Annotated in this window: 15 protein-coding genes and 1 pseudogene; 12 read left to right on the top strand and 4 right to left on the bottom strand. The window is 41.8% G+C overall.

Going from position 1 to position 19,600, the window contains the following annotated elements; genetic code table 11:
- The first annotated feature begins 55 nt into the window (after window positions 1-55).
- Window positions 56-1,831 carry an oxaloacetate decarboxylase gene (locus HMPREF9010_RS22045; protein ID WP_032852574.1) on the top strand — a complete coding sequence of 592 codons (1,776 nt, stop codon included), beginning with the start codon at window positions 56-58 and terminating at the stop codon, window positions 1,829-1,831.
- A 151-nt stretch (window positions 1,832-1,982) separates the two neighbouring features.
- Here the strand turns inward: HMPREF9010_RS22045 and HMPREF9010_RS22050 are convergent, their stop codons facing one another.
- Window positions 1,983-2,378: a helix-turn-helix domain-containing protein gene (locus HMPREF9010_RS22050; protein WP_008646709.1), complete on the bottom strand. Its 396-nt coding sequence runs from the start codon at window positions 2,376-2,378 to the stop codon at window positions 1,983-1,985.
- Between the two features lie 350 nt (window positions 2,379-2,728).
- Between HMPREF9010_RS22050 and HMPREF9010_RS22055 the strand changes: the two genes are divergently transcribed.
- The 7 genes from HMPREF9010_RS22055 to HMPREF9010_RS22085 all read left to right on the top strand — a co-directional run bounded on the left by HMPREF9010_RS22055 (window position 2,729) and on the right by HMPREF9010_RS22085 (window position 11,413).
- Window positions 2,729-3,589, top strand: coding sequence for a hypothetical protein (locus HMPREF9010_RS22055; protein WP_008646708.1), 861 nt, complete (start codon window positions 2,729-2,731; stop codon window positions 3,587-3,589).
- A gap of 39 nt (window positions 3,590-3,628) precedes the next feature.
- Entirely contained in the window at window positions 3,629-4,891 is a 1,263-nt protein-coding gene (locus tag HMPREF9010_RS22060) for a DUF6175 family protein (RefSeq protein WP_008646707.1), read from the top strand.
- Between the two features lie 11 nt (window positions 4,892-4,902).
- Window positions 4,903-6,780: an LPP20 family lipoprotein gene (locus HMPREF9010_RS22065; RefSeq protein WP_008646706.1), complete on the top strand. Its 1,878-nt coding sequence runs from the start codon at window positions 4,903-4,905 to the stop codon at window positions 6,778-6,780.
- Between the two features lie 30 nt (window positions 6,781-6,810).
- Complete coding sequence (locus HMPREF9010_RS22070) at window positions 6,811-7,392, top strand: LPP20 family lipoprotein (RefSeq protein ID WP_008646705.1); 582 nt, start codon at window positions 6,811-6,813, stop codon at window positions 7,390-7,392.
- Window positions 7,393-7,427: 35 nt separating this feature from the next.
- Complete coding sequence (locus HMPREF9010_RS22075) at window positions 7,428-8,432, top strand: hypothetical protein (protein WP_008646704.1); 1,005 nt, start codon at window positions 7,428-7,430, stop codon at window positions 8,430-8,432.
- A gap of 83 nt (window positions 8,433-8,515) precedes the next feature.
- Window positions 8,516-10,027: a hypothetical protein gene (locus HMPREF9010_RS22080; RefSeq protein WP_232284307.1), complete on the top strand. Its 1,512-nt coding sequence runs from the start codon at window positions 8,516-8,518 to the stop codon at window positions 10,025-10,027.
- Window positions 10,028-10,126: 99 nt separating this feature from the next.
- Window positions 10,127-11,413: a hypothetical protein gene (locus HMPREF9010_RS22085; RefSeq protein ID WP_008646701.1), complete on the top strand. Its 1,287-nt coding sequence runs from the start codon at window positions 10,127-10,129 to the stop codon at window positions 11,411-11,413.
- A 100-nt stretch (window positions 11,414-11,513) separates the two neighbouring features.
- Here HMPREF9010_RS22085 and HMPREF9010_RS26680 read toward each other — a convergent pair whose 3' ends face one another.
- A complete protein-coding gene (locus HMPREF9010_RS26680) occupies window positions 11,514-11,648 on the bottom strand; it encodes a hypothetical protein (protein ID WP_255342286.1) in 135 nt (44 codons plus the stop codon).
- A gap of 115 nt (window positions 11,649-11,763) precedes the next feature.
- Here HMPREF9010_RS26680 and HMPREF9010_RS22090 point away from each other — a divergent pair, with 115 nt between their 5' ends.
- The 4 genes and pseudogenes from HMPREF9010_RS22090 to HMPREF9010_RS22105 all read left to right on the top strand — a co-directional run bounded on the left by HMPREF9010_RS22090 (window position 11,764) and on the right by HMPREF9010_RS22105 (window position 16,181).
- Window positions 11,764-13,041 (top strand): DUF3575 domain-containing protein, encoded by a 1,278-nt coding sequence (locus HMPREF9010_RS22090; RefSeq protein WP_008646699.1) that lies wholly within the window; start codon window positions 11,764-11,766, stop codon window positions 13,039-13,041.
- Window positions 13,042-13,050: 9 nt separating this feature from the next.
- Window positions 13,051-14,058, top strand: a complete 1,008-nt coding sequence (locus HMPREF9010_RS22095) for a DUF5119 domain-containing protein (protein ID WP_232284306.1) — start codon at window positions 13,051-13,053, stop codon at window positions 14,056-14,058.
- A gap of 54 nt (window positions 14,059-14,112) precedes the next feature.
- Window positions 14,113-15,078, top strand: a complete 966-nt coding sequence (locus tag HMPREF9010_RS22100) for a fimbrillin family protein (RefSeq protein WP_008646696.1) — start codon at window positions 14,113-14,115, stop codon at window positions 15,076-15,078.
- A gap of 264 nt (window positions 15,079-15,342) precedes the next feature.
- Window positions 15,343-16,181: pseudogene (locus HMPREF9010_RS22105) on the top strand (helix-turn-helix domain-containing protein).
- A gap of 624 nt (window positions 16,182-16,805) precedes the next feature.
- On the opposite strand, the gene HMPREF9010_RS22110 reads toward HMPREF9010_RS22105, so the two are convergent.
- Window positions 16,806-17,561 (bottom strand): succinate dehydrogenase/fumarate reductase iron-sulfur subunit, encoded by a 756-nt coding sequence (locus tag HMPREF9010_RS22110; protein ID WP_004298485.1) that lies wholly within the window; start codon window positions 17,559-17,561, stop codon window positions 16,806-16,808.
- Between the two features lie 36 nt (window positions 17,562-17,597).
- Window positions 17,598-19,577 (bottom strand): fumarate reductase/succinate dehydrogenase flavoprotein subunit, encoded by a 1,980-nt coding sequence (locus HMPREF9010_RS22115; RefSeq protein ID WP_004298483.1) that lies wholly within the window; start codon window positions 19,575-19,577, stop codon window positions 17,598-17,600.
- Window positions 19,578-19,600 lie beyond the last annotated feature (23 nt).

Genomic DNA, 19,600 nt, shown 5'->3' with positions numbered 1-19,600 from the left:
TTATATTTGTATATGTGAAGTTAACCGAAGAAAAAATCACTTATTATTGGCTATGATGAAAAAGGAAATTAAATTCAGTCTTGTTTATCGGGATATGTGGCAATCTTCCGGTAAATATCAACCTCGGGTTGATCAGCTTGTCCGTATTGCTCCTTTGATTATTGAGATGGGTTGTTTTGCCAGAGTTGAAACAAACGGCGGTGCTTTTGAGCAAGTGAATCTGTTGTACGGCGAAAATCCTAATAAGGCCGTCCGTGCTTTTACCGCACCTTTTAAAGAAGCGGGTATTCAAACGCATATGCTTGATCGCGGATTGAATGCGTTGCGCATGTACCCGGTTCCGGCAGATGTGCGTAAACTGATGTATAAAGTCAAGCATGCGCAAGGAGTGGACATCACACGTATCTTCTGTGGGCTGAATGAAACGAGAAATATCATTCCTTCCATTAAATATGCTTTGGAAGCAGGTATGATTCCGCAGGCAACTCTTTGTATCACCTATTCTCCGGTGCATACCGTTGAATATTATGCTCGAATTGCCGATCAGCTGGTTGAGGCTGGTGCACCTGAAATTTGTTTGAAAGATATGGCAGGTATTGGTCGCCCGGGTATGTTGGGAGAATTGGTTAGGACTATCAAGGAGAAACATCCGGATGTATTGATACAATATCATGGTCATAGTGGGCCGGGATTGTCTATGGCATCCATCCTCGAGGTTTGCGAGAATGGTGCGGATATTATTGATGTGGCTATGGAACCCATGTCTTGGGGTAAAGTGCATCCGGACGTGATCTCGGTACAGGCAATGTTGAAAGATTTAGGTTTTCAGGTTCCGGATATTAATATGAAAGCATATATGAAGGCTCGTGCGATGACGCAGGAATTCATAGATGATTTTCTGGGTTACTTCATGGATCCTACCAACAAATATATGTCTTCACTTCTATTGAAATGTGGTTTGCCGGGTGGTATGATGGGGTCTATGATGGCAGACTTGAAGGGGGTGCATTCCGGTATCAATATGATATTAAAGAGTAAGAACGAACCTGAACTTAGTCTTGACGATTTGCTGGTAATGCTTTTCGACGAAGTGGAATATGTGTGGCCTAAGTTGGGTTATCCTCCTTTGGTGACTCCTTTCAGTCAGTACGTGAAGAATGTTGCATTGATGAATCTTATGCAGTTGGTAAAAGGGGAGGAACGCTGGACAATGATAGATAATCATACCTGGGATATGATTTTGGGTAAGAGTGGGCGTCTTCCGGGTAAACTTGCTCCGGAGATTGTAGAACTGGCGAATTCTAAAGGATATGAGTTTGTCGATACTGATCCGCAGCTGAATTATCCGGATGCTTTGGATGAATACCGTAAGGAAATGGATGAGAATGGCTGGGAATATGGGGAAGATGACGAAGAGCTTTTCGAACTGGCCATGCACGATCGCCAGTATCGTGATTATAAGTCGGGTGTTGCCAAGAAACGTTTCGAGGATGATTTGCAACGCGCCAAGGATGCGGCTATGGCCAAGAGCGGCTATTCGGAAGAAGATATCAAGAGGTTGAAGCGTGCCAAGGCAGATCCTGTCATTGCTCCCGATAATGGGCAGGTACTTTGGGAGGTTTCTGTAGAGGGGCCATCTATTGCGCCCTTCATCGGACGCAAATATCAGCATGACGAAGTCTTCTGTTATCTTTCTACTCCGTGGGGGGAATATGAAAAGATTCTGACCGGATTTACCGGACGTGTGGTGGAGATATGTGCACAACAAGGTGCTAATGTGCGTAAAGGGGACGTAATCGGTTATATTCTACGGAGTGATATTTTTGCGTAAGCCTCTTATAGGAGTCAGGATCTAGGCTATCTGATAAAGAAGTCAGGCTGTAATCTTTTAATTAATAGATGCACAGAAAATCGATGGATAATCGGTGATCTGTGCATCTTTATTATGGTTATCTTAATGGAATTATTCTATGTGTATGTTACTATATCAGCACTTTATTCTCTAAAAGTTCTATGCGTTTGCACAATATCTCGATAAACCGGCTGTTTGCCTTGATTAGTTCACGGAGATCCTCTGCAGCTTCGATACGGACAGTGCTACAATCTTTAGCGACTCCGATATTTGTCCCGATTGTACCCGTATTATTGACATACACATTTCCATCTATTTTATTAAATAGCTCCAATGCAGACATATTTAGCACTTCTGCTATTTTGTTCAGCCTTGTTAATGTGAGGTCGGTTTCACCATACTCAATCTTACAATAGGCACTTGTTGACAGGTTCAACTTTTCTCCCATTTGTTCTTGAGTAAGATTCTTTTCCATACGAAGCATTTGCAGCCGATGTCCTACTATCTTTTTTAAATCCGTTTCCATGTATATTGTTGTTGGGAAGCAATTTTTTATTCGACAAATGTAACAATTTTAGCGGATATAACAAATGCTATTTTATACTTATTCGAGGGAACTGAAGAAAATAGAATGATACAAAGGTTTTGAATGAGAGAATAATACTTCATTTTATTGTACATACTGCAATATTCCCTCTTCTATTTTCCTTTCTCGTTGATATTTGGATAGTACTATGCGTTTAACGGATAGTTGTGGTAAATATTGTGTATACAATTGACCTTGATGTGTGCTTAACTTTGCAACCGGAGAAACACATAATGATTCTTAACACTTAAAAAACAAACATTGCATTAATAATAAAAGAAAAAACAAACATGAAAAAGATTTTACTATTGTTCTCAATCTGCTTAATTTCGATGTTAGGTTATGCACAAACTAATGAAGATGGAAAAGAAAGCGTTTACATTGATTATTTTTCCCGTCCTGGCAGTATCAGCAACATTTTAGCAGAAGCTTTGCGTAATAAAATTATTGAAGGTATTCAAGAAATGAATCGTGTCGTGTTGATTGACGTTGATTCTAATGAGGCATTGAAAGCCGAAGCCAGGCGGCGTCAGGAAACTTCTGCTATGGGAGATGTTGTCGCCAGAAGTGAGGCTATGACGACGTTGGGAGCTAAATATTTGATTCAGGGGAATATTACAAGTATGCAGGGCATTAAAAAAACGGACAGTAAAGGAAAGCCTTATTATAAAGGAAGTGTTTCTTACACATTAAAGATTGTGGATCCTTCTAACGGTACGCTCAAAGGTACCCAGGCCTTCTCTCATGAAGGGTTGACCGGAAGCATAGGAGATACTCCTGAAGAAGCAATCCTTAAAACATTGGATTATGCCAAAATAAGCATGGACGACTTTGTTAACGAGAATTTTAAGATACAAGGTACGATTGTACAAGTGGAAAGCACAAAGAAAGATAAGGCACAAACTGTATACGTTGATCTTGGAACAAAAAGAGGTATACAGAAAGGACAGAAGTTTACCGTTTACATAGAGATGGACATTGCCGGTGAATTGTCATTGAAAGAAGTCGGCCGCTTAAACGTGAAAGAAGTGTTGAGCGGGGCACGTTCTTTGTGTAGTGTCAGTAAAGGTGGGGAAGAGATAATGAGAGCCACCAAGGAAGAAAAGAAGTTGATTATCATTTCGAGGAAAGATACCTTTTTATCACTATAATGAATTTCAATTATCAACTTCTCTCCTAGCAAAAGAAATATGAAACTACGAATACTACTTTTGGGCCTGCTGGCGACATATACTATTCATCTCACAGCGCAGGAGCTATACTCCAATGACCTGTTTTGCGTGAAAGCAGATGATAACTTAGCCGTTATCACAGCCTCCGGAATAGCAGAAAAGAAGAAAGATGTATATTCTATGGCATTGAAGTCGATTTTCAATGCTATCTTCTTGAATGGTATTGACGGAGTAGAAAACGGTCGGCCGCTGGTTGGGAAAGAGGACTCTTACTATATGAACCAGTTTTTCAGTTCACGCTATATGCTCTTTGTGAAAAACTATGAGACGGTCGGAGAACCGGTGCGGCAACCTTCCAGACTTTATAAGGGTACGGTTACGGCCCAAATTTTATTGGGTGCACTTAAAAAGGATTTGATACGGAACAAATTGATGACAAAGCCCGTGGAGGAGATGTCGATGGAAGAAACCCGGCAACAGGTTGCTCTGCCAACTATTATGGTGGTTCCTTATAAAAGTAATGACCGGAGTTCGTATGCCGGTATTCTGAAAAATGATTTTGATCTTCGCGTAGCGGTAAGTACGGTAAAAGAAGGATTCGTCAAACTTGGTGTGAAGACGGTAGCTGCCGAAGGAAAACAGGCAGGTACTCTGCGTGCTTCTGAATGGGAGAGTAAGAATGCTGATTCCAATGATAAACAGTTGTTGATGAATTCGGGAGCAGATGTATATGTGATTGTTGATTTGCGGAAAGACATATCGGCAGCTGCAGGCAGTAGAGTCTCGTTGATTATGACTGCTCGTGAGACTGCCACCGGAATTGATTTAGCCAGCCGGAAAAGCTGGACGAACCGCTTTAGGACAACAGATGTGGACAAACTATGTGCGTATGCGGCACAGGATGTTTTGGATGGTTTTCTGAAAGACATTTCAAAGGAGTTTGCCCGGAGAGTCCAACAGGGAAATACGATAGTTCTTCGGGTCAGTCTTGCTGATAATGCTGTCAACACGATGAACAGCCGGATAAACGGGAGCACTACTCTTTCAGCGTATATACGTAACTGGGTGAGGAAGAATGCCCAGGGAGGACGTTATCATATTCAAGGTGCTGTGGATGATAGTTTGATTTTTGATTCGGTTCAGATTCCGGCAAAAGATGGCGACGGTTTGCCGATGGACTGCATCACGTTTGCGGACAATCTGGTTAATTATCTGACTGACTCCGGAATAGATAGTGAACATAGAGTGGATGGTAGTACAATTTATTTGACTATTCAATAGATAAGTAGCGTATGAAACATTGGCTTTTATTTATCCTTGCGGTCTCATTGCTTTGTTTTCCATTATCCGGACAACAAACAGACTGTCCCGATTGGGTCAGACAGCATCCGGCAGATGGCCTGAGTTACAGTGGGATAGGGATGGCAAAAACTTCGGAAGAAGATTATCTGCAAAAGGCAAAGCAAAATGCTTTGTCCGATCTTGTTTCCGCGATTCAGGTAGAGGTAGCCACCCGTTCTTTGCTGAATACTTTGGAAGATGACGGGCATTTAAAACAAACATTTGTCGAGACTATTCGTATGGAAGCCAGGGCGGAAATAGAGAACTTCCGTTTGGTGGACTCCTGGCAGGGGGACAATGAGTATTGGGTCTACTATGAACTGAACAAGGATGACTATGAGGCTTTTATGGAAGCGCGTCGCCAGAAAGCAATTCGTAATGGTTTTGATTTCTGGTATAAGGGACACGTGACTTTGCAACAAGGGAATTTGATAACTGCCATAGAGTTATTTTCGAATGGAATGGATGCTATCCGTCCGGTTCTTAATCAGGAACTATTCTGTTCTTACGAAGGAAAAACGATCAATCTGGCGACTGAATTATATGCGGCTTTGGCAGGAGTATTCGATGGAATAACGATTGTCCTGAATCCGGCAACAGTTTCAGCCACGCCGTTTCAAGGTATAAGGGAGCCTATTGCCATAGGTGTTTACCGTAATGGAAATCCGTTGAGGAATATCCGGTTGAAAGCCGAGTTTGTTTCCGGGTCGGGAGATTTGTCTTCAATGTCTCCTACCGATGAATCGGGAGTTGCCGCTCTTTATGTGCGTAATATTACTTCTAAACAAATGCAGCAGGAAATCGGGATTTCATTAATTGATGATGTGTTCAGGTTGTTCCGGAAGGGAAGTTATGCAGCTCTATTCAAACAGATGCTTTCTTCTCTTCCCGGGGCGACATTGACTGTCAACATGGCGCAGACACAGCCTTCTGCCTATGTCAGAAGTGTACAGAGCGATATGGATATGGTGGAGCGAACTGTAAAGAGCCTGCTGAACAATAATTTTTTCAATGTAGTAACATCCCCTTCTGAAGCGGACATCATCGTTACATTGGATAATAAGTGTCGTAAAGGCAATACCGTTCCGGGTGAACTATACAGTTTTATTGAATTCTTTTCTACGTTGGCGATTAAAATAGAGAATAACCGGACGGGACAAACCATGTTGAGTTATTCTATCAATAATGAACGGACATTGGTACCTGAAAATAAATCAGCTTCCCAAGGTAAGAATATGGCGGCGCGTGAATTGATAAAACGGCTGAACCGGGAGTTTGTCCGCGAACTGAAGAAAGTGACATTCGACAGAACCGGAGAGATTCCGGAAAGACAGCACGTGGAACCGGATCTTCCTGTTCCGGTAGTTGACCGTCCGCTGCCGGAAAAGAACCCCGAACCTTCCGTATCTGTTCCTGTCGTGGTCCCCGAAGTTACTCCTTCTCCTGTTGTTCCGGTGCAGACCCCGGAGCCAAAGCCGCAGAAAACAATGCGGGTAGAGTGGTTTGATGGTGTCTTTGTCGAATTTGGCAAACTTACGACGATGGGAGATAAATCGAGGATACACCTTAAGGTTATCAATACGAATACGGATGATTGTGAAGTGGATCTTTATCATATGAATCTGACAGTTGTAAACGAGAAAGGGGAGGAAAAACCGGTTACTAATCTCAAACTGGGGGCTAAATCCAATAACTACAGAGTCACTGCTCTTATTGTGCCTGATCTGTCTACTGAAATGGTCGTTGAAGTAGGTAGGCTGCAATCTGTGGCACTCTTTCAACTGAAAGATTTCAAGAATAATATAGTTAAGTTGAGAGATCTGAAATGAATTTTATATTAACATTAAAAATGAATGGAAATGAAAAGAATTAATTTATTGGGAGCTTCATTGTTCACTATCGCTGTTATGACAAGTTGTGGCAGTTCGAAACCTGCAATGCAACCTGTGCAACAACCAGCAGTCCAGCAGGATGTCGAGATTAATGTTCCTTGTTCGGGACCGGAGTTTCAAACAAATAAGGAGTATTTCAGAGCTAGTTCGATGGGGCTTTCTACAGATATGTCTATTGCCAAGAAAAAAGCGATGACAGAGGCTCGGGCTGAAATCGCTACTGCTATCAGCGCGAAAGTGAAGTCGGTAACTGACAGTTACGCTTCTTCATATCAGCAGGGTGAGAACGATGAAAGTAAAAGTCGTTATCAATCGCTGACCCGTACGGTAGTGGAACAGGAATTGAGCGGTACACGTGTCATTTGCGAGAAAACAATGAAAACCCCTGATGGTAAGTATAAGGTATATGTATCTTTGGAACTGGCGGGACAGGAAATCATGGATGCTATGGCAAACCGTATCAAGAACGATGAGAAATTGCGCATTGACTTTGAATATGAAAAGTTCAAGAAAGTGTTTGAAGAAGAAATGAGCAAGAATGCCCAGTAAATAACTTGACTGCCCGGTCATCAAAATACTGAATAATGAAATGTGATTTATCGGACATAAAGCATAGCCGGGTAGTTCTTTTTGCATTCCTGCTGCCTTTACTTCTGAGCAATGAGGTATTCTCACAAATAATGCCGGTTGATACGGTCTATAACCAGTCTTATGATTGGGTGTCAGGGCAGCGGGAAACTTTGCCGGGGTGGGTGTTTGCCTCCCGGCGGCAAGGCCGGGTAATCGGAGTGTCTGATCCTTGTATGAAACCTGCGGCGGCAAGGATGTTGGCTTTGCAAAGAGCGGCCTATCTGTATTCATTACAGCAGGGGGTACAATTGAAACTTCTCTCGGACATTTTTTCAACTATGGAGATAGCCAGTAACACGTATGAAGACCAAAGAAATAAAATACTTGCTTTAGGAGTGATTGAACAACCGCTTCAGCATGCATCCTACCGGATTGAGAATGAATACACGTCTATATTCGGAGAGAAATTTCTGGAGGTATCTTTTACGCAGTCGGATGATAGTTGCGACTTGGCTTATTATTCCACGAGCGAACTGATGTTTCTGTTTACGAAAGAAAGAGTAGAGGAAGAAGAAGTGAGGTTTAATTTATTGCTGGAATCCGATAGCCGTGTGGAGCAATCGTTTCAATCATGGTTTCAACTTAAAGGCACGCTGGCATCCCCCCAACTATTTTCATGTATTAACGGGGTTAAAATTTCTCCTTCGCAAAAGGGATATTGGTATGAAGACGTCGCTTTCGGAAGTCAGAACAGAACGGATATGATAGAACTGAAAAATGCTTTCTGGAATGCCTATATGACTTCTTTTGTAAAAGCCTTGTTATTATATCCGTTTTCTGATGTAAATGTCAAGCAAGTGGATGATTGTTTCAATGGTAGCAATAGTGCCAGTCGTGGGTTATACCGGGAGAAAGTTGTCGCAGTTTTGTCCATTTTTCCTTTTATCAAAGAGATACGGAATAATAAATTGTGTGTGGATTGGCAAATAACAGAACAACAAAATATAACAAGGAAATGAGGAAAATGATGAAACGGACATTATTTATAATTGTCTTATCGTTATGTCTACCGTTCAATCTTTTCGCGCAGATTGATAAAGATATGAAGGAGTTTGATGACTTCGTGAAGCAGCAACAGAAAGAATTCGACGATTTTGTGAGTGAGCAGAATAAGGAGTTTGCCAAATTTCTGAAAGAGACTTGGAAGGAGTATGATTTGCAGAAACCGGTGAAGCGTCCTCAAAGGCCGGAGCCCGTGAAGCCGGTCAGCTTTGATCGTAAAAAACCGGCAGCAAAACCGCAGGAGATTAAAATCGGGGAAGTTACTCGACTTCCCATTCCGGTAGTGGCACCAAGTGCTACCTTTTCGCCTTCTTTGGGGAAAACACCGGTTCCGGCTATACCGGGAGGCAAAGATTCTACGGTGGGATCAGGAAAGAATTCTGCCGTAAAACCGGTAAAGGATTCTGCTGCGAAGCCTGCAATCAAATCAGACGTACAACCGGATGTGACTACTCCGGCAAAACGTTCGTCTTCCGGTATGGAGTTCTCATTTTACAGTGAGAACTGCGTTGTTAGTGCGTCATTGAGAAACCGGCTCACCTTGAAAGGTATTGCAGAAAAAGATATTTCTGCCGGATGGGAGACTTTATCACGCAGTAATTATCAGCCTTTGATAGATGACTGTCTGACCATCAAAAAAGAAAATTCCCTGAATGACTACGGCTACCTGTTGCTGACCAGGAAAGTTGCCGCGGAGTTATGTGGAAGTGTCCACTCGGATGAAATAGCTCTTATGCAGATGTTTATTCTTTCTCAATCGGGATATAGGGTAAAAGTGGCGCGTATGGATAACCGTCTTACTTTGTTCTATGCTTCGGACAATATGATTTACGCTACTTGTTTCATCACCTTGAATGGGGTAACCTATTACAGGTTTGATACTTCTCCCAATAAAACCAATTCCATTTATACCTATAACCGTGATTTTGCCAACGCGAAGAACACGGTAAATATGAATATCGATGCTCCTCAAATGTTTTCAGGCACTTATGTGACGAAGGCGTTGCAAGCGAAAGCTTATCCTTCCGTTAAAGTCAGTTCGAAAGTCAATTCAGGACTTGTTGCTTTTTATAAAGACTATCCGCAATGTGATTTTTCCGTCTATGTGGGGGCTCCCGTAAGTCAGGAAGTACAACAGACGGTGCTTCCGCCATTGAAAGCTGTCATAGAAGGGAAAAAACAATCGGAAGCAGCCAATATGTTGATTAATTTTGTACAGACGGCCTTTGACTATAAGACAGATGGCGACCAGTTCGGTTATGAAAAGCCTTTCTTTGTAGACGAGCTGTTTTATTATCCTTATTCCGATTGTGAAGATCGTGCGGTATTGTATTCTTATCTGGTTCGCACGCTTATGGGACTTGATGTTGTATTGCTGGAGTATCCGAACCACATGGCAACGGCAGTCTGTTTTGATGAAAACATTGACGGAGACTATGTTACTGTGGGCGGAAAAAAATATATTATTTGTGATCCTACTTATATCGGGGCCTCTATCGGCCTTGCCATGTCGCAATTTAAGAATGTGGCTGCCAAAGTGTTGAGGTATTAATGTCTCTTGATTATAAAAACAATAGAATAATAACATTTTAACTAACAGAATCGGTTCGTTATTATAACTGCTGGTTCGCATTATTAATTTTATCACATTATGAAGAATATTAAAAAGTATTTGTTGGGCATTGTAATGATGGTTGTTTCTATGACCGCATTTGCTCAAGAAGATGCCTTTAGCGGAGATTGGCAAGGGGCAAATAAGGAAGGTGATTTAAAGGTTGCGTTAACATTGAATTGTGATGGTAACTGGCAGTTGAATCCTTATAATGAGAATGCCAGATGTAATGGCTTTATGGAGGTGAATATGGTGGAACCCAGCGGCAGAGAGTCTTTGTTGGCAACCTACGAGTTCTATGTTGAGGATATGAACGGAAATGAAGTGACTCTTTCTTTTGTGGGCGGACGTCCGGAGGTCGATGCCGGTATTTCCGGTCAATGCAAAATCGTTTATAAGGATGATAAATTGTCATTTGCCGGACTTGACAAAGGTGGAAAAGATGCTGCGTTTAATGGATTGAAGCTTGTAAAAAGCGGCAGCGGAGCCGATGCTATAGCTGATGCCGCTGCAGATGACGGAGTTCCTTTGGGAGTCAAGATATTGGCAGTTCTCCAAATCATTCTGTATGGTGCTGTCGTTTTATTTATTGTGGGACATATGGCTTTCGTATGGTATAAGGGAGCCCGCTATAAAGAGGTTTTCACGGTAGAAGGTATGTTGAATAAACGTATTGCGGCCGGAATGCCGGAGAAGATGACGGATGAAGAGATAACGGACGCATGGAGGCTGATGGATGAGGCATTCGCTACTTGGACTGTGATTGAAAAAACAGGTGATGATGAATTCAGAAAGCCGACAAAGATGAAACAGATTAAGAGATCTGCTCTTTTGATTGATCAGGTTATCGCGATGTGTCCTACTGATGCCGATGTTATAGAGCGCTTAAATTCACTGACTGATGTGATTAATAGTGGTGAAGAACGTCATTTCGATGGTTCTAAAAAATTAATCTGGCTGGGTGTCATTGTGGGCATTTTGATGTATTGGATGATGGGAATCGGTATGATGTTCTCCACTTTAATAGCTACCGGTTTGTATATTGTAGCAAGTAGGGCACCTCAGTTCCTGATCGATAAGCGGGCACTGCGTGGCGGTGGAAACATTCATAATGGCATTTTTGCCGGAGTATTTGGTTTATTGGCAGGAGCGCAGACAGTGCGGACAATATACAAGTTTAATGATGGTCATAAGGAATATTCTGATGATCATTCACAACACTGGATTGCTCTGGCGATTGGTCTCGTAGTTTTATTTATATTGGCTATGATGATGGCATTTTGGGCGCTTCTGAACTATTTACGTAATTATGTTCTCTACTTTTAACGGATAAAACTAGTAAGTTTGTTAGTGGCAGAATTGTAAGTAGTCCATCTGTCTTTTTATTCGAGCATTTTGTATTGTCCATCGTAAGGCGGTGGATTTGCTAGTCGGTGGTTTGACCGATACGATGGCGGAGGATATGGAGGATGGAAGAGGTAGTGACGGATGCACAGGACATCGGCTTATAGTCGGTAGCCTGTGCATCTTTTTTGTTTATGGCGGACTTTGACTCTCCCAAACTTGCAAAATCGTTGCAATCGTTTCACAGAACCTTTCATGTCTTGATTTTTGTTCTAAAAGTATGATTCGAATTGTTTTCTAACTTTTATATTTGTCATCAGAAACGAACGACAATGAAACATGGTATCTATATATTGGCTATTCTTATGGCTTTATTAAGCCTTCCAGAAAGTGGGTATGCTTCGATTCCATTTTTCGCTGTTGCGAATGACACGATCCAACGGGTTGTGATACATTTTGATGCGAATGAAACGAGAGTGAATCCTAATTATAAAAGTAATAATCAGGTGATTGCGACTTTGGATTCTTTGTTTTTCGGGCATCTGAATACGAAATATATAAATGCGCTGAATGTGGAAACTTTTGTTTCTCCTGATGGTGATGAGTCTTATAATAGAAGTTTGATTGCCCGGAGAAATGATTCGATAAAGGAATTCTTACAACGGTATAATTCGGATGTTGGTGTTGATAAGATTCATTTTTTTTCAGAGGGAGAGGATTGGTCGGAGTTTCGTAAGTTGGTGGCATCCGACTCCAACTTACCAGATCGGGAAGAAGTGCTGATATTGATTGATTATCATAAGAATGATGTCAATAAACGGAAGCAACTGTTGCGGAAATTGAATCGGGGAATTGCTTACCGATACATTGTTCACAATATCTTTCCAGAACTGCGGAGATCGGTTATTACGATTGTCGGAGAAACTTCGAAATTAGGTAAAGAGGCTTTTGAACCGGTATCTTCTGTCTCCGGGTTGTTTGTTTCAAAGCAGGAAGAGGCGCTTCCGAAAGATCAACCTGATAAGCCTGTGGGAGAAAGTGAAAAAAAACAGGCCTGTGAGGTCGATATATCGGAGGCAGAAGGGCCGGTGAAAAGCCAAACTGTACTTGCAGTGAAGAATAATCTGTTATATGATTTGGCATTGGCGCCAAATATAGAAGTGGAAATTCCGATAGGCAAGAGGTGGTCTTTGAATACTGAATATAAATGTCCGTGGTGGCTGAATAGCAAACATGATTTCTGCTATCAGCTCCTTTCGGGAGGGATGGAAGGACGTTGTTGGCTGGGAAACCGTCAGAAACGTGACCGATTGACCGGACATTTTATCGGACTTTATGCTGAAGGCGGGATATATGACTTCCAGCTGCGTGGAGATGGCTATCAGGGTAACTATTACAGAGCTGCGGGAGTGACTTATGGATATGCACGGCAGTTGGCACGGCATTTTTCCCTTGAATTCAGTCTTGGCATAGGGTATTTGACAACAGAATATAAAAAATATACTCCTTATGAGGGAGATATTATATGGACAAATAGTGGGCGTTATAACTTTATTGGTCCTACCAAGGCGAAAGTTTCTTTGGTATGGCTGATAACAACAAAGAGATAGGAGGGCGTAATGCGAAATACAAGATACTGGTTTCTTGTGCTTTTGTCCTCGCTGCTGATGCTAACTGGATGTAGCCGTCGCGATATATTGGATGATTATCCCGTAAGTGGGGTAGATATAAAGCTGGATTGGGATGGAGTGACAGATCAACTGCCGGAGGGAGTTCGGGTGATTTTTTATCCGAAGAACGGAGAAGGCAGGAAAGTAGATAAATACCTTTCGGTGCGAGGCGGAGAAATGAAAGTTCCTCCGGGACGGTATTCGGTAGTAACTATGGGTTATAACTTTAACTCGGATCGTATACGAATTAGAGGAGAAGAGTCCTATGAATCTATAGAAGCTTATACAGAATATTGCAATGATTTGGGGATTGCAGGAATGGAAAAGATGGTTTGGTCACCCGATTCGTTGTATGTATTGAATATAGATGAGCTGAAAATAGACAAGAATGAAGAAGTGCTTCATTTAGACTGGAAGATGAAATCTGTGGTGAAGAAATATTCTTTTGCAGTAGAGGCTAAAGGTTTGGAGTATGTTGCAACAGTGGTAGGGAGCATTGATGGATTATCCGATTGTTACTGTATAGGCAAAGGTCGTGGAGTGTGTAGCTCACAACCTATCTACTTTGAGGTAAAGAAGGGAGACAATAAGGTAACGGCATCTTTCACCGCTTTCAAACAAGTAAAGGAAATGACAATGCCGACGCGAATGTCAATATCAGAGAGGGAGACTTCTAGTGAGAAAGATGCTATAATATTAATATTGAAATTTATTAGAACAGATAATACAGTTCAGGAAGCAACAATTGATGTTACTGAAATAATAGGTACACTTGAAAATGCTGGAACAGGGGAAGATGGAAAACCAACCCCACCACCGGAGATTGAGTTACCGCCTGATGATAAGATTGAAGTTGATAAGCCGGAAACACCACCGAATCCTGATGGAGGTGGAGGAATGGGTGGTAATGTTGATGGATGGGGACCCGAAGATAATGTTGAGTTACCCGTGAAATGAAATAGATGCTATAAACAAAATATAACAATATTATAAACTTAAAAAAATACAGTTATGAAGAAGATTTTATTGGCAGTAACAGCTGCTTTGGCAATTACGGGTTGCTCACAGAATGAAGAGTTTGAAGCCCCTTCACAGAAGGCCGAAATTAATTTTAATACGGCGGTAACTAGAGCTACTGAACTGGATACAGACGGTTTAAAGAGTTCTGGCTTTCAGGTTTATGCGTATAATACGAAGGCAGAGGAGATGAGTGCTGCGGTGACTCTTTCGACACCATGGATAAATGGTTCTGCTACTTATTCGGATTCTAAATGGACGGTATCTGGAGGTCCATATTATTGGCCTCTTGCAGAAAATCTGCAATTCTTTGCATACTCTCCCAAAGACGGAGTTACATATACAGCTCCGAATGGTACTACTGATAAAGGATATCCTAAGTTTACTTATACAGTGGGAAATACAGCTGCCCTTCAAAAGGACTTAGTGATTGCATCTGTGGCAAATGCTCAAAAGAAGACAAATGAAGCAGCAACAGATGTTTCTTTAACTTTTAAACATGCATTGACTCAAGTAAATATCGAGGTGACAAAAGAGGCTGGTTATACCTATACTATATCTAAAGTGGAATTGACTGGAATTAAGGGAAGTGGAACATTTACATATGCAGGTGTTAACGCAGGGACTTGGACTGCAGGTACAGAGACAAGTGTCTCTTATGCATATGAACTTGGGGCTTTTTCAGATGATAAGACAGCTGTAAAAGCAGGTAATGCGTTGATGTTAATACCGCAAGCTCTTACTGATGCAAAAATATCTATAGAATATACCGTAGAGAAAGATGGAAGTAAGATTGCTGAAAATAGTAAGGAAGTATCTTTGACAAGTACTGCTGCATGGGCGTTTGGAAAGAAAATACTATATAAACTAACATTGCCTATTGGTGCTCAAGAAGTTGGTATCACTGCAACTGTTACTGGTTGGGATGCTGAAGATCCTGTAACTCCAACTGTTGACTAACACAAGATTAAATCTATGGAACCGATGTAATTTGTATGTTACATCGGTTCTTCTTGTGTTTTGGAATTATGATAGAAAATATAGCCTAGTTTCTCCAGAAAAAGACTGGGAATTTTAATTCTATATGTTACTTACATTTTTGTAGTGGATACCTTTTTTCTCTTACCTAACCTCTTTTTCACTTTTCTCTCTTTTTTTATGGCAATATGAAAGATTTCATATATTTTTGCTGGCAGCATAAACAAAAACAAACACAGTCAGCGTATGCCATCTATTTGTCAAGGAACCTGGGATTGTCAAATATGTCCAAAAGCGGTGAGTAATGCCATTACTCATGTGATTTATCAGCGTGGTTTTCATAAACCGGCTCAAAAGTGTGAAGAAAATCTTATCCTTTTTTTGATGAAGGGAGAAATACTGGTCAATAGTAAGGAATATGCGGGGACAATGCTTAAGGAAGGTGAATTTATCCTTCAGGCTATTGGTTCTATGTTTGAGATGCTTGCTATGACTGAATGTGAGTGCATTTATTATCGTTTTATCCAGCCCGAACTGTTTTGTGATTTCCGTTTCAATCATATCATGAAGGAAGTATCTCCTCCACTTATTTATACTCCATTAAAAATAATTCCAGACTGCAATATTTCCTCAATGGGTCTATTACTTATTTGAAAGGAGATAAAGTCTGCCGGGACTTGCTGTCTCTGAAACGGAAAGAATTGGCATTTGTATTGGGATATTATTATTCCGATTATGATCTTTCAAGCTTGGTGCATCCACTCTCTAAATATGTAAACAGTTTCCAATACTTCGTTATTCAAAACTATAAGAAAGTAAAGACAGTAGAAGAACTCGCTCAATTAGGCGGATATACTCTTAGTACATTCCGTCGTATCTTCAATAACGTCTTTCATGAACCTGTTTATGAATGGATGCTGGCGAGACGTAAAGAGGGCATTCTGGACGACTTGAACAACTCTAAATGTGGCATTTCGGAGATATGCTATAAATATGGCTTTGAATCTTTACCCCATTTTTCTAATTTCTGCAAGAAATCTTTTGGTGCCTCTCCACGTAATTTACGTAGGCAAGACATTTCATAAATGCAACTATGTAAAATAATTGCGGTTCACCGGTTTCACCCAATTCTCTAAATGCCGATGAATAAGGTAACAGCGGGTGAAAGCAAGGGAGAAATTCAGGTGAAACTGAACTTTCCCGGTTTCACCTATTGAGTTTATTCATACCGACTGTTGGAGCTATATATCCAAGGTGTTGGACATATAGCTCCAAGATGCTGGATATATAGATGCAATAACTCAAGTATTAACACATGAGAACTAAGGTGTTAAGACCTGGCGGCCAAAGTATTACATCCGCACAGTTCACTCATTAACACCTGAAAGCGGATTTGCTATAAGCATATCCGGATTAGCTATAATGATAATTGTTTTAGCTCAAGGGATATTTTAATAAGACAGGTGAAAGCGATAACGAATGATTTTACCTTATTTCAATCCTCGCTTTCACCCGTAATTCTCTCATTCATAACAGTTCTGGCTATAAGGTGAAATCGGTGAAACTTATGAATTAAAAGTTCATGTTACTGATCCGTATTAATAATAATTGTGATCTACTCATACATAAAGAAATCCCCTGTCGGACTAGCCGGCAGGGGATTCTGTCATTAATCAAATTAAGCTCTCGCTATTGAAATCTAGCAATTTCTAGTCTTTTAATTTTGCGATGATGAAGTCGCGGTTCAAGCGAGCGATGTTGCTGATAGAAATATTTTTCGGACATTCAGCTTCACAAGCACGAGTGTTTGTACAGTTACCGAATCCCAGTTCATCCATCTTTGACAACATAGCTTTTGCACGGCGCAAAGCTTCCGGTTTACCTTGCGGCAACAAGTTCAACTGGCTAACTTTTGCAGAAACGAACAACATAGCAGAACCATTCTTACATGCAGCTACACAAGCACCGCAACCGATACAAGAAGCAGCATCCATAGCTTCGTCAGCGATAGGTTTCGCGATCAGGATAGCGTTAGCATCCTGCGGAGCACCTGTGCGTACGCTTACATAACCACCAGCTTGCATAATCTTGTCGTATGCAGTACGGTCTACCATCAAGTCTTTGATGACAGGGAAACCAGCCGAACGCCAAGGTTCAACAGTGATGGTATCACCGTCGTTGAAACGACGCATATAGATCTGGCAAGTAGTAGCACCTGTTGCAGGACCGTGCGGGTGTCCGTTGATGTAAAGAGAACACATACCGCAGATACCTTCGCGGCAGTCATGATCGAATACTACCGGTTCTTTTCTTTCGCTGATGAGCTGTTCGTTCAGAATATCCAGCATTTCGAGGAAGGAAGTATCACCGGGGATATCTTTCATTTGGTAGGTTTCAAAAGCACCTTTAGCTTTCGGACCAGCTTGGCGCCATACCTTCAGTGTAAATGATATATTTTTATCCATTTTCTTCTAATTCTTTTAAATGTTTAACTTCACCGATTAGCTCTTGTAGTTACGAGTCTGAACCTTGATAGCTTCGTATACCAGCGGTTCTTTGTGCAATACCGGAGCCTTTTCATCGTCACCTTGATATTCCCAGCATGCTACATAGAAGAAGTTTTCGTCATCACGTTTTGCTTCTCCTTCTTCAGTCTGGTATTCTTCACGGAAGTGACCACCACAACTTTCGTTACGGTTCAATGCGTCGTAAGCAACAAGCTCACCCATAGTGATGAAGTCGTACAGACGGATTGCTTTGTCAAGCTCTACGTTCATACCTTCCTTAGAACCGGGGATAAACAAGTTCGTTTCGAATTCCTTGCGGATTTCTTTCAGTTCGGCGATACCTTTCTTCAGGCCTTCTGCCGTACGTCCCATACCTACATATTCCCACATGACATGACCCAGTTTCTTGTGGATAGAATCAACAGATTCTTTACCCTGGATGCTCATGAACTTGTCGATCTTAGCTTGAACTGCTTTTTCAGCTTCAGCAAATTCAGGAAGATCGGTAGAGAAACGAGGAACAGTGATCTGATCTGCCAGATAGTTCTGGATAGTGTAAGGCAATACGAAGTAACCGTCAGCCAAACCTTGCATCAATGCAGAAGCACCGAGGCGGTTTGCACCGTGGTCGGAGAAGTTACATTCACCGATAGCGAACAGACCCTTGATAGTGGTTTGCAGTTCGTAGTCTACCCAGATACCACCCATTGTATAGTGGATAGCCGGATAAATCATCATCGGGTTATAATATTTCACACCACTGATTTCTTTAGCCAGTTCGCCCGGATTAACGTCAGTGATTTCTTCGTACATATCGAAGAGGTTACCATAACGTTGAAGAACAACGTCGATACCCAAACGGTTGATAGCTTCAGAGAAGTCGAGGAATACGGCCAAACCTGTGTTGTTTACACCGAAACCTGCGTCGCAACGTTCTTTAGCGGCACGGCTGGCAACGTCACGCGGAACCAGGTTACCGAATGCTGGATAGCGGCGTTCCAAGTAATAGTCGCGGTCTTCTTCAGGAATATCACTTCCTTTGATTTCGCCTTTCTGAAGTTTCACAGCATCTTCTTTTTTCTTCGGAACCCAGATACGACCGTCGTTACGGAGAGATTCAGACATCAAAGTCAGTTTAGACTGCTTGTCACCGTGTACCGGGATACAAGTCGGGTGAATCTGAACGTATGCAGGGTTAGCGAATACAGCACCCTTGCGGTAGCAAGAGATAGCAGCTGTACAGTTACAACCCATAGCGTTGGTAGACAAGAAGTAAGCGTTACCATAACCACCGGTAGCGATAACTACTGCGTGAGCGGCGAAGCGTTCCAGTTCACCTGTTACAAGATTTTTAGCGATGATACCGCGGGCACGTCCGTCAACGATCACCACATCTTGCATTTCATAACGAGTGTACAGTTTTACAGTACCTACGTTTACCTGACGGCTCAATGCAGAGTAAGCACCCAGCAACAACTGCTGACCAGTCTGGCCTTTAGCGTAGAAAGTACGGGATACCTGTGCACCACCGAAAGAACGGTTGTCCAGTGTACCACCATATTCGCGAGCGAAAGGAACACCTTGTGCTACACATTGGTCGATGATAGCGTTAGACACTTCAGCTAGACGATATACGTTAGCTTCACGGGCACGATAGTCACCACCTTTTACAGTATCGTAGAACAGACGGTAAACGGAGTCACCGTCATTTTGATAATTCTTTGCAGCATTGATACCACCCTGTGCAGCGATAGAGTGTGCACGACGGGGAGAATCCTGAATACAGAAATTGAATACTCTGAAACCCATTTCACCAAGTGAAGCAGCGGCAGAAGCACCTGCCAGACCCGTACCCACAACGATGATGTCCAAACGACGTTTATTAGCGGGGTTCACCAATTTCTGGTGAGCTTTATAGTTGGTCCATTTCTCAGCCACCGGGCCTTCTGGAATTTTTGAATCTATCTTGATCATAATATTATTTACAATTTAATCAT

It is taken from the genome of Bacteroides sp. 3_1_23 (assembly GCF_000162555.1).
Lineage (GTDB): Bacteria > Bacteroidota > Bacteroidia > Bacteroidales > Bacteroidaceae > Bacteroides > Bacteroides ovatus.
Note: the sequence above shows the minus strand (reverse complement) of the source record. Positions and strands in the feature narration are given on the sequence as shown.

Bases quoted from the DNA above. Each gene is read 5' to 3' on its own strand.
- HMPREF9010_RS22090 (WP_008646699.1), top strand. From the start codon at position 11,764: ATGAAACATGGTATCTATATATTGGCTATTCTTATGGCTTTATTAAGC.
- HMPREF9010_RS22050 (WP_008646709.1), bottom strand. From the start codon at position 2,378: ATGGAAACGGATTTAAAAAAGATAGTAGGACATCGGCTGCAAATGCTT.
- HMPREF9010_RS22055 (WP_008646708.1), top strand. From the start codon at position 2,729: ATGAAAAAGATTTTACTATTGTTCTCAATCTGCTTAATTTCGATGTTA.
- HMPREF9010_RS22075 (WP_008646704.1), top strand. From the start codon at position 7,428: ATGAAATGTGATTTATCGGACATAAAGCATAGCCGGGTAGTTCTTTTT.
- HMPREF9010_RS22115 (WP_004298483.1), bottom strand. From the start codon at position 19,577: ATGATCAAGATAGATTCAAAAATTCCAGAAGGCCCGGTGGCTGAGAAA.
- HMPREF9010_RS22065 (WP_008646706.1), top strand. From the start codon at position 4,903: ATGAAACATTGGCTTTTATTTATCCTTGCGGTCTCATTGCTTTGTTTT.
- HMPREF9010_RS22070 (WP_008646705.1), top strand. From the start codon at position 6,811: ATGAAAAGAATTAATTTATTGGGAGCTTCATTGTTCACTATCGCTGTT.
- HMPREF9010_RS22080 (WP_232284307.1), top strand. From the start codon at position 8,516: ATGAAGGAGTTTGATGACTTCGTGAAGCAGCAACAGAAAGAATTCGAC.
- HMPREF9010_RS22100 (WP_008646696.1), top strand. From the start codon at position 14,113: ATGAAGAAGATTTTATTGGCAGTAACAGCTGCTTTGGCAATTACGGGT.
- HMPREF9010_RS22110 (WP_004298485.1), bottom strand. From the start codon at position 17,561: ATGGATAAAAATATATCATTTACACTGAAGGTATGGCGCCAAGCTGGT.
- HMPREF9010_RS22095 (WP_232284306.1), top strand. From the start codon at position 13,051: ATGCGAAATACAAGATACTGGTTTCTTGTGCTTTTGTCCTCGCTGCTG.
- HMPREF9010_RS22045 (WP_032852574.1), top strand. From the start codon at position 56: ATGAAAAAGGAAATTAAATTCAGTCTTGTTTATCGGGATATGTGGCAA.
- HMPREF9010_RS22060 (WP_008646707.1), top strand. From the start codon at position 3,629: ATGAAACTACGAATACTACTTTTGGGCCTGCTGGCGACATATACTATT.
- HMPREF9010_RS22085 (WP_008646701.1), top strand. From the start codon at position 10,127: ATGAAGAATATTAAAAAGTATTTGTTGGGCATTGTAATGATGGTTGTT.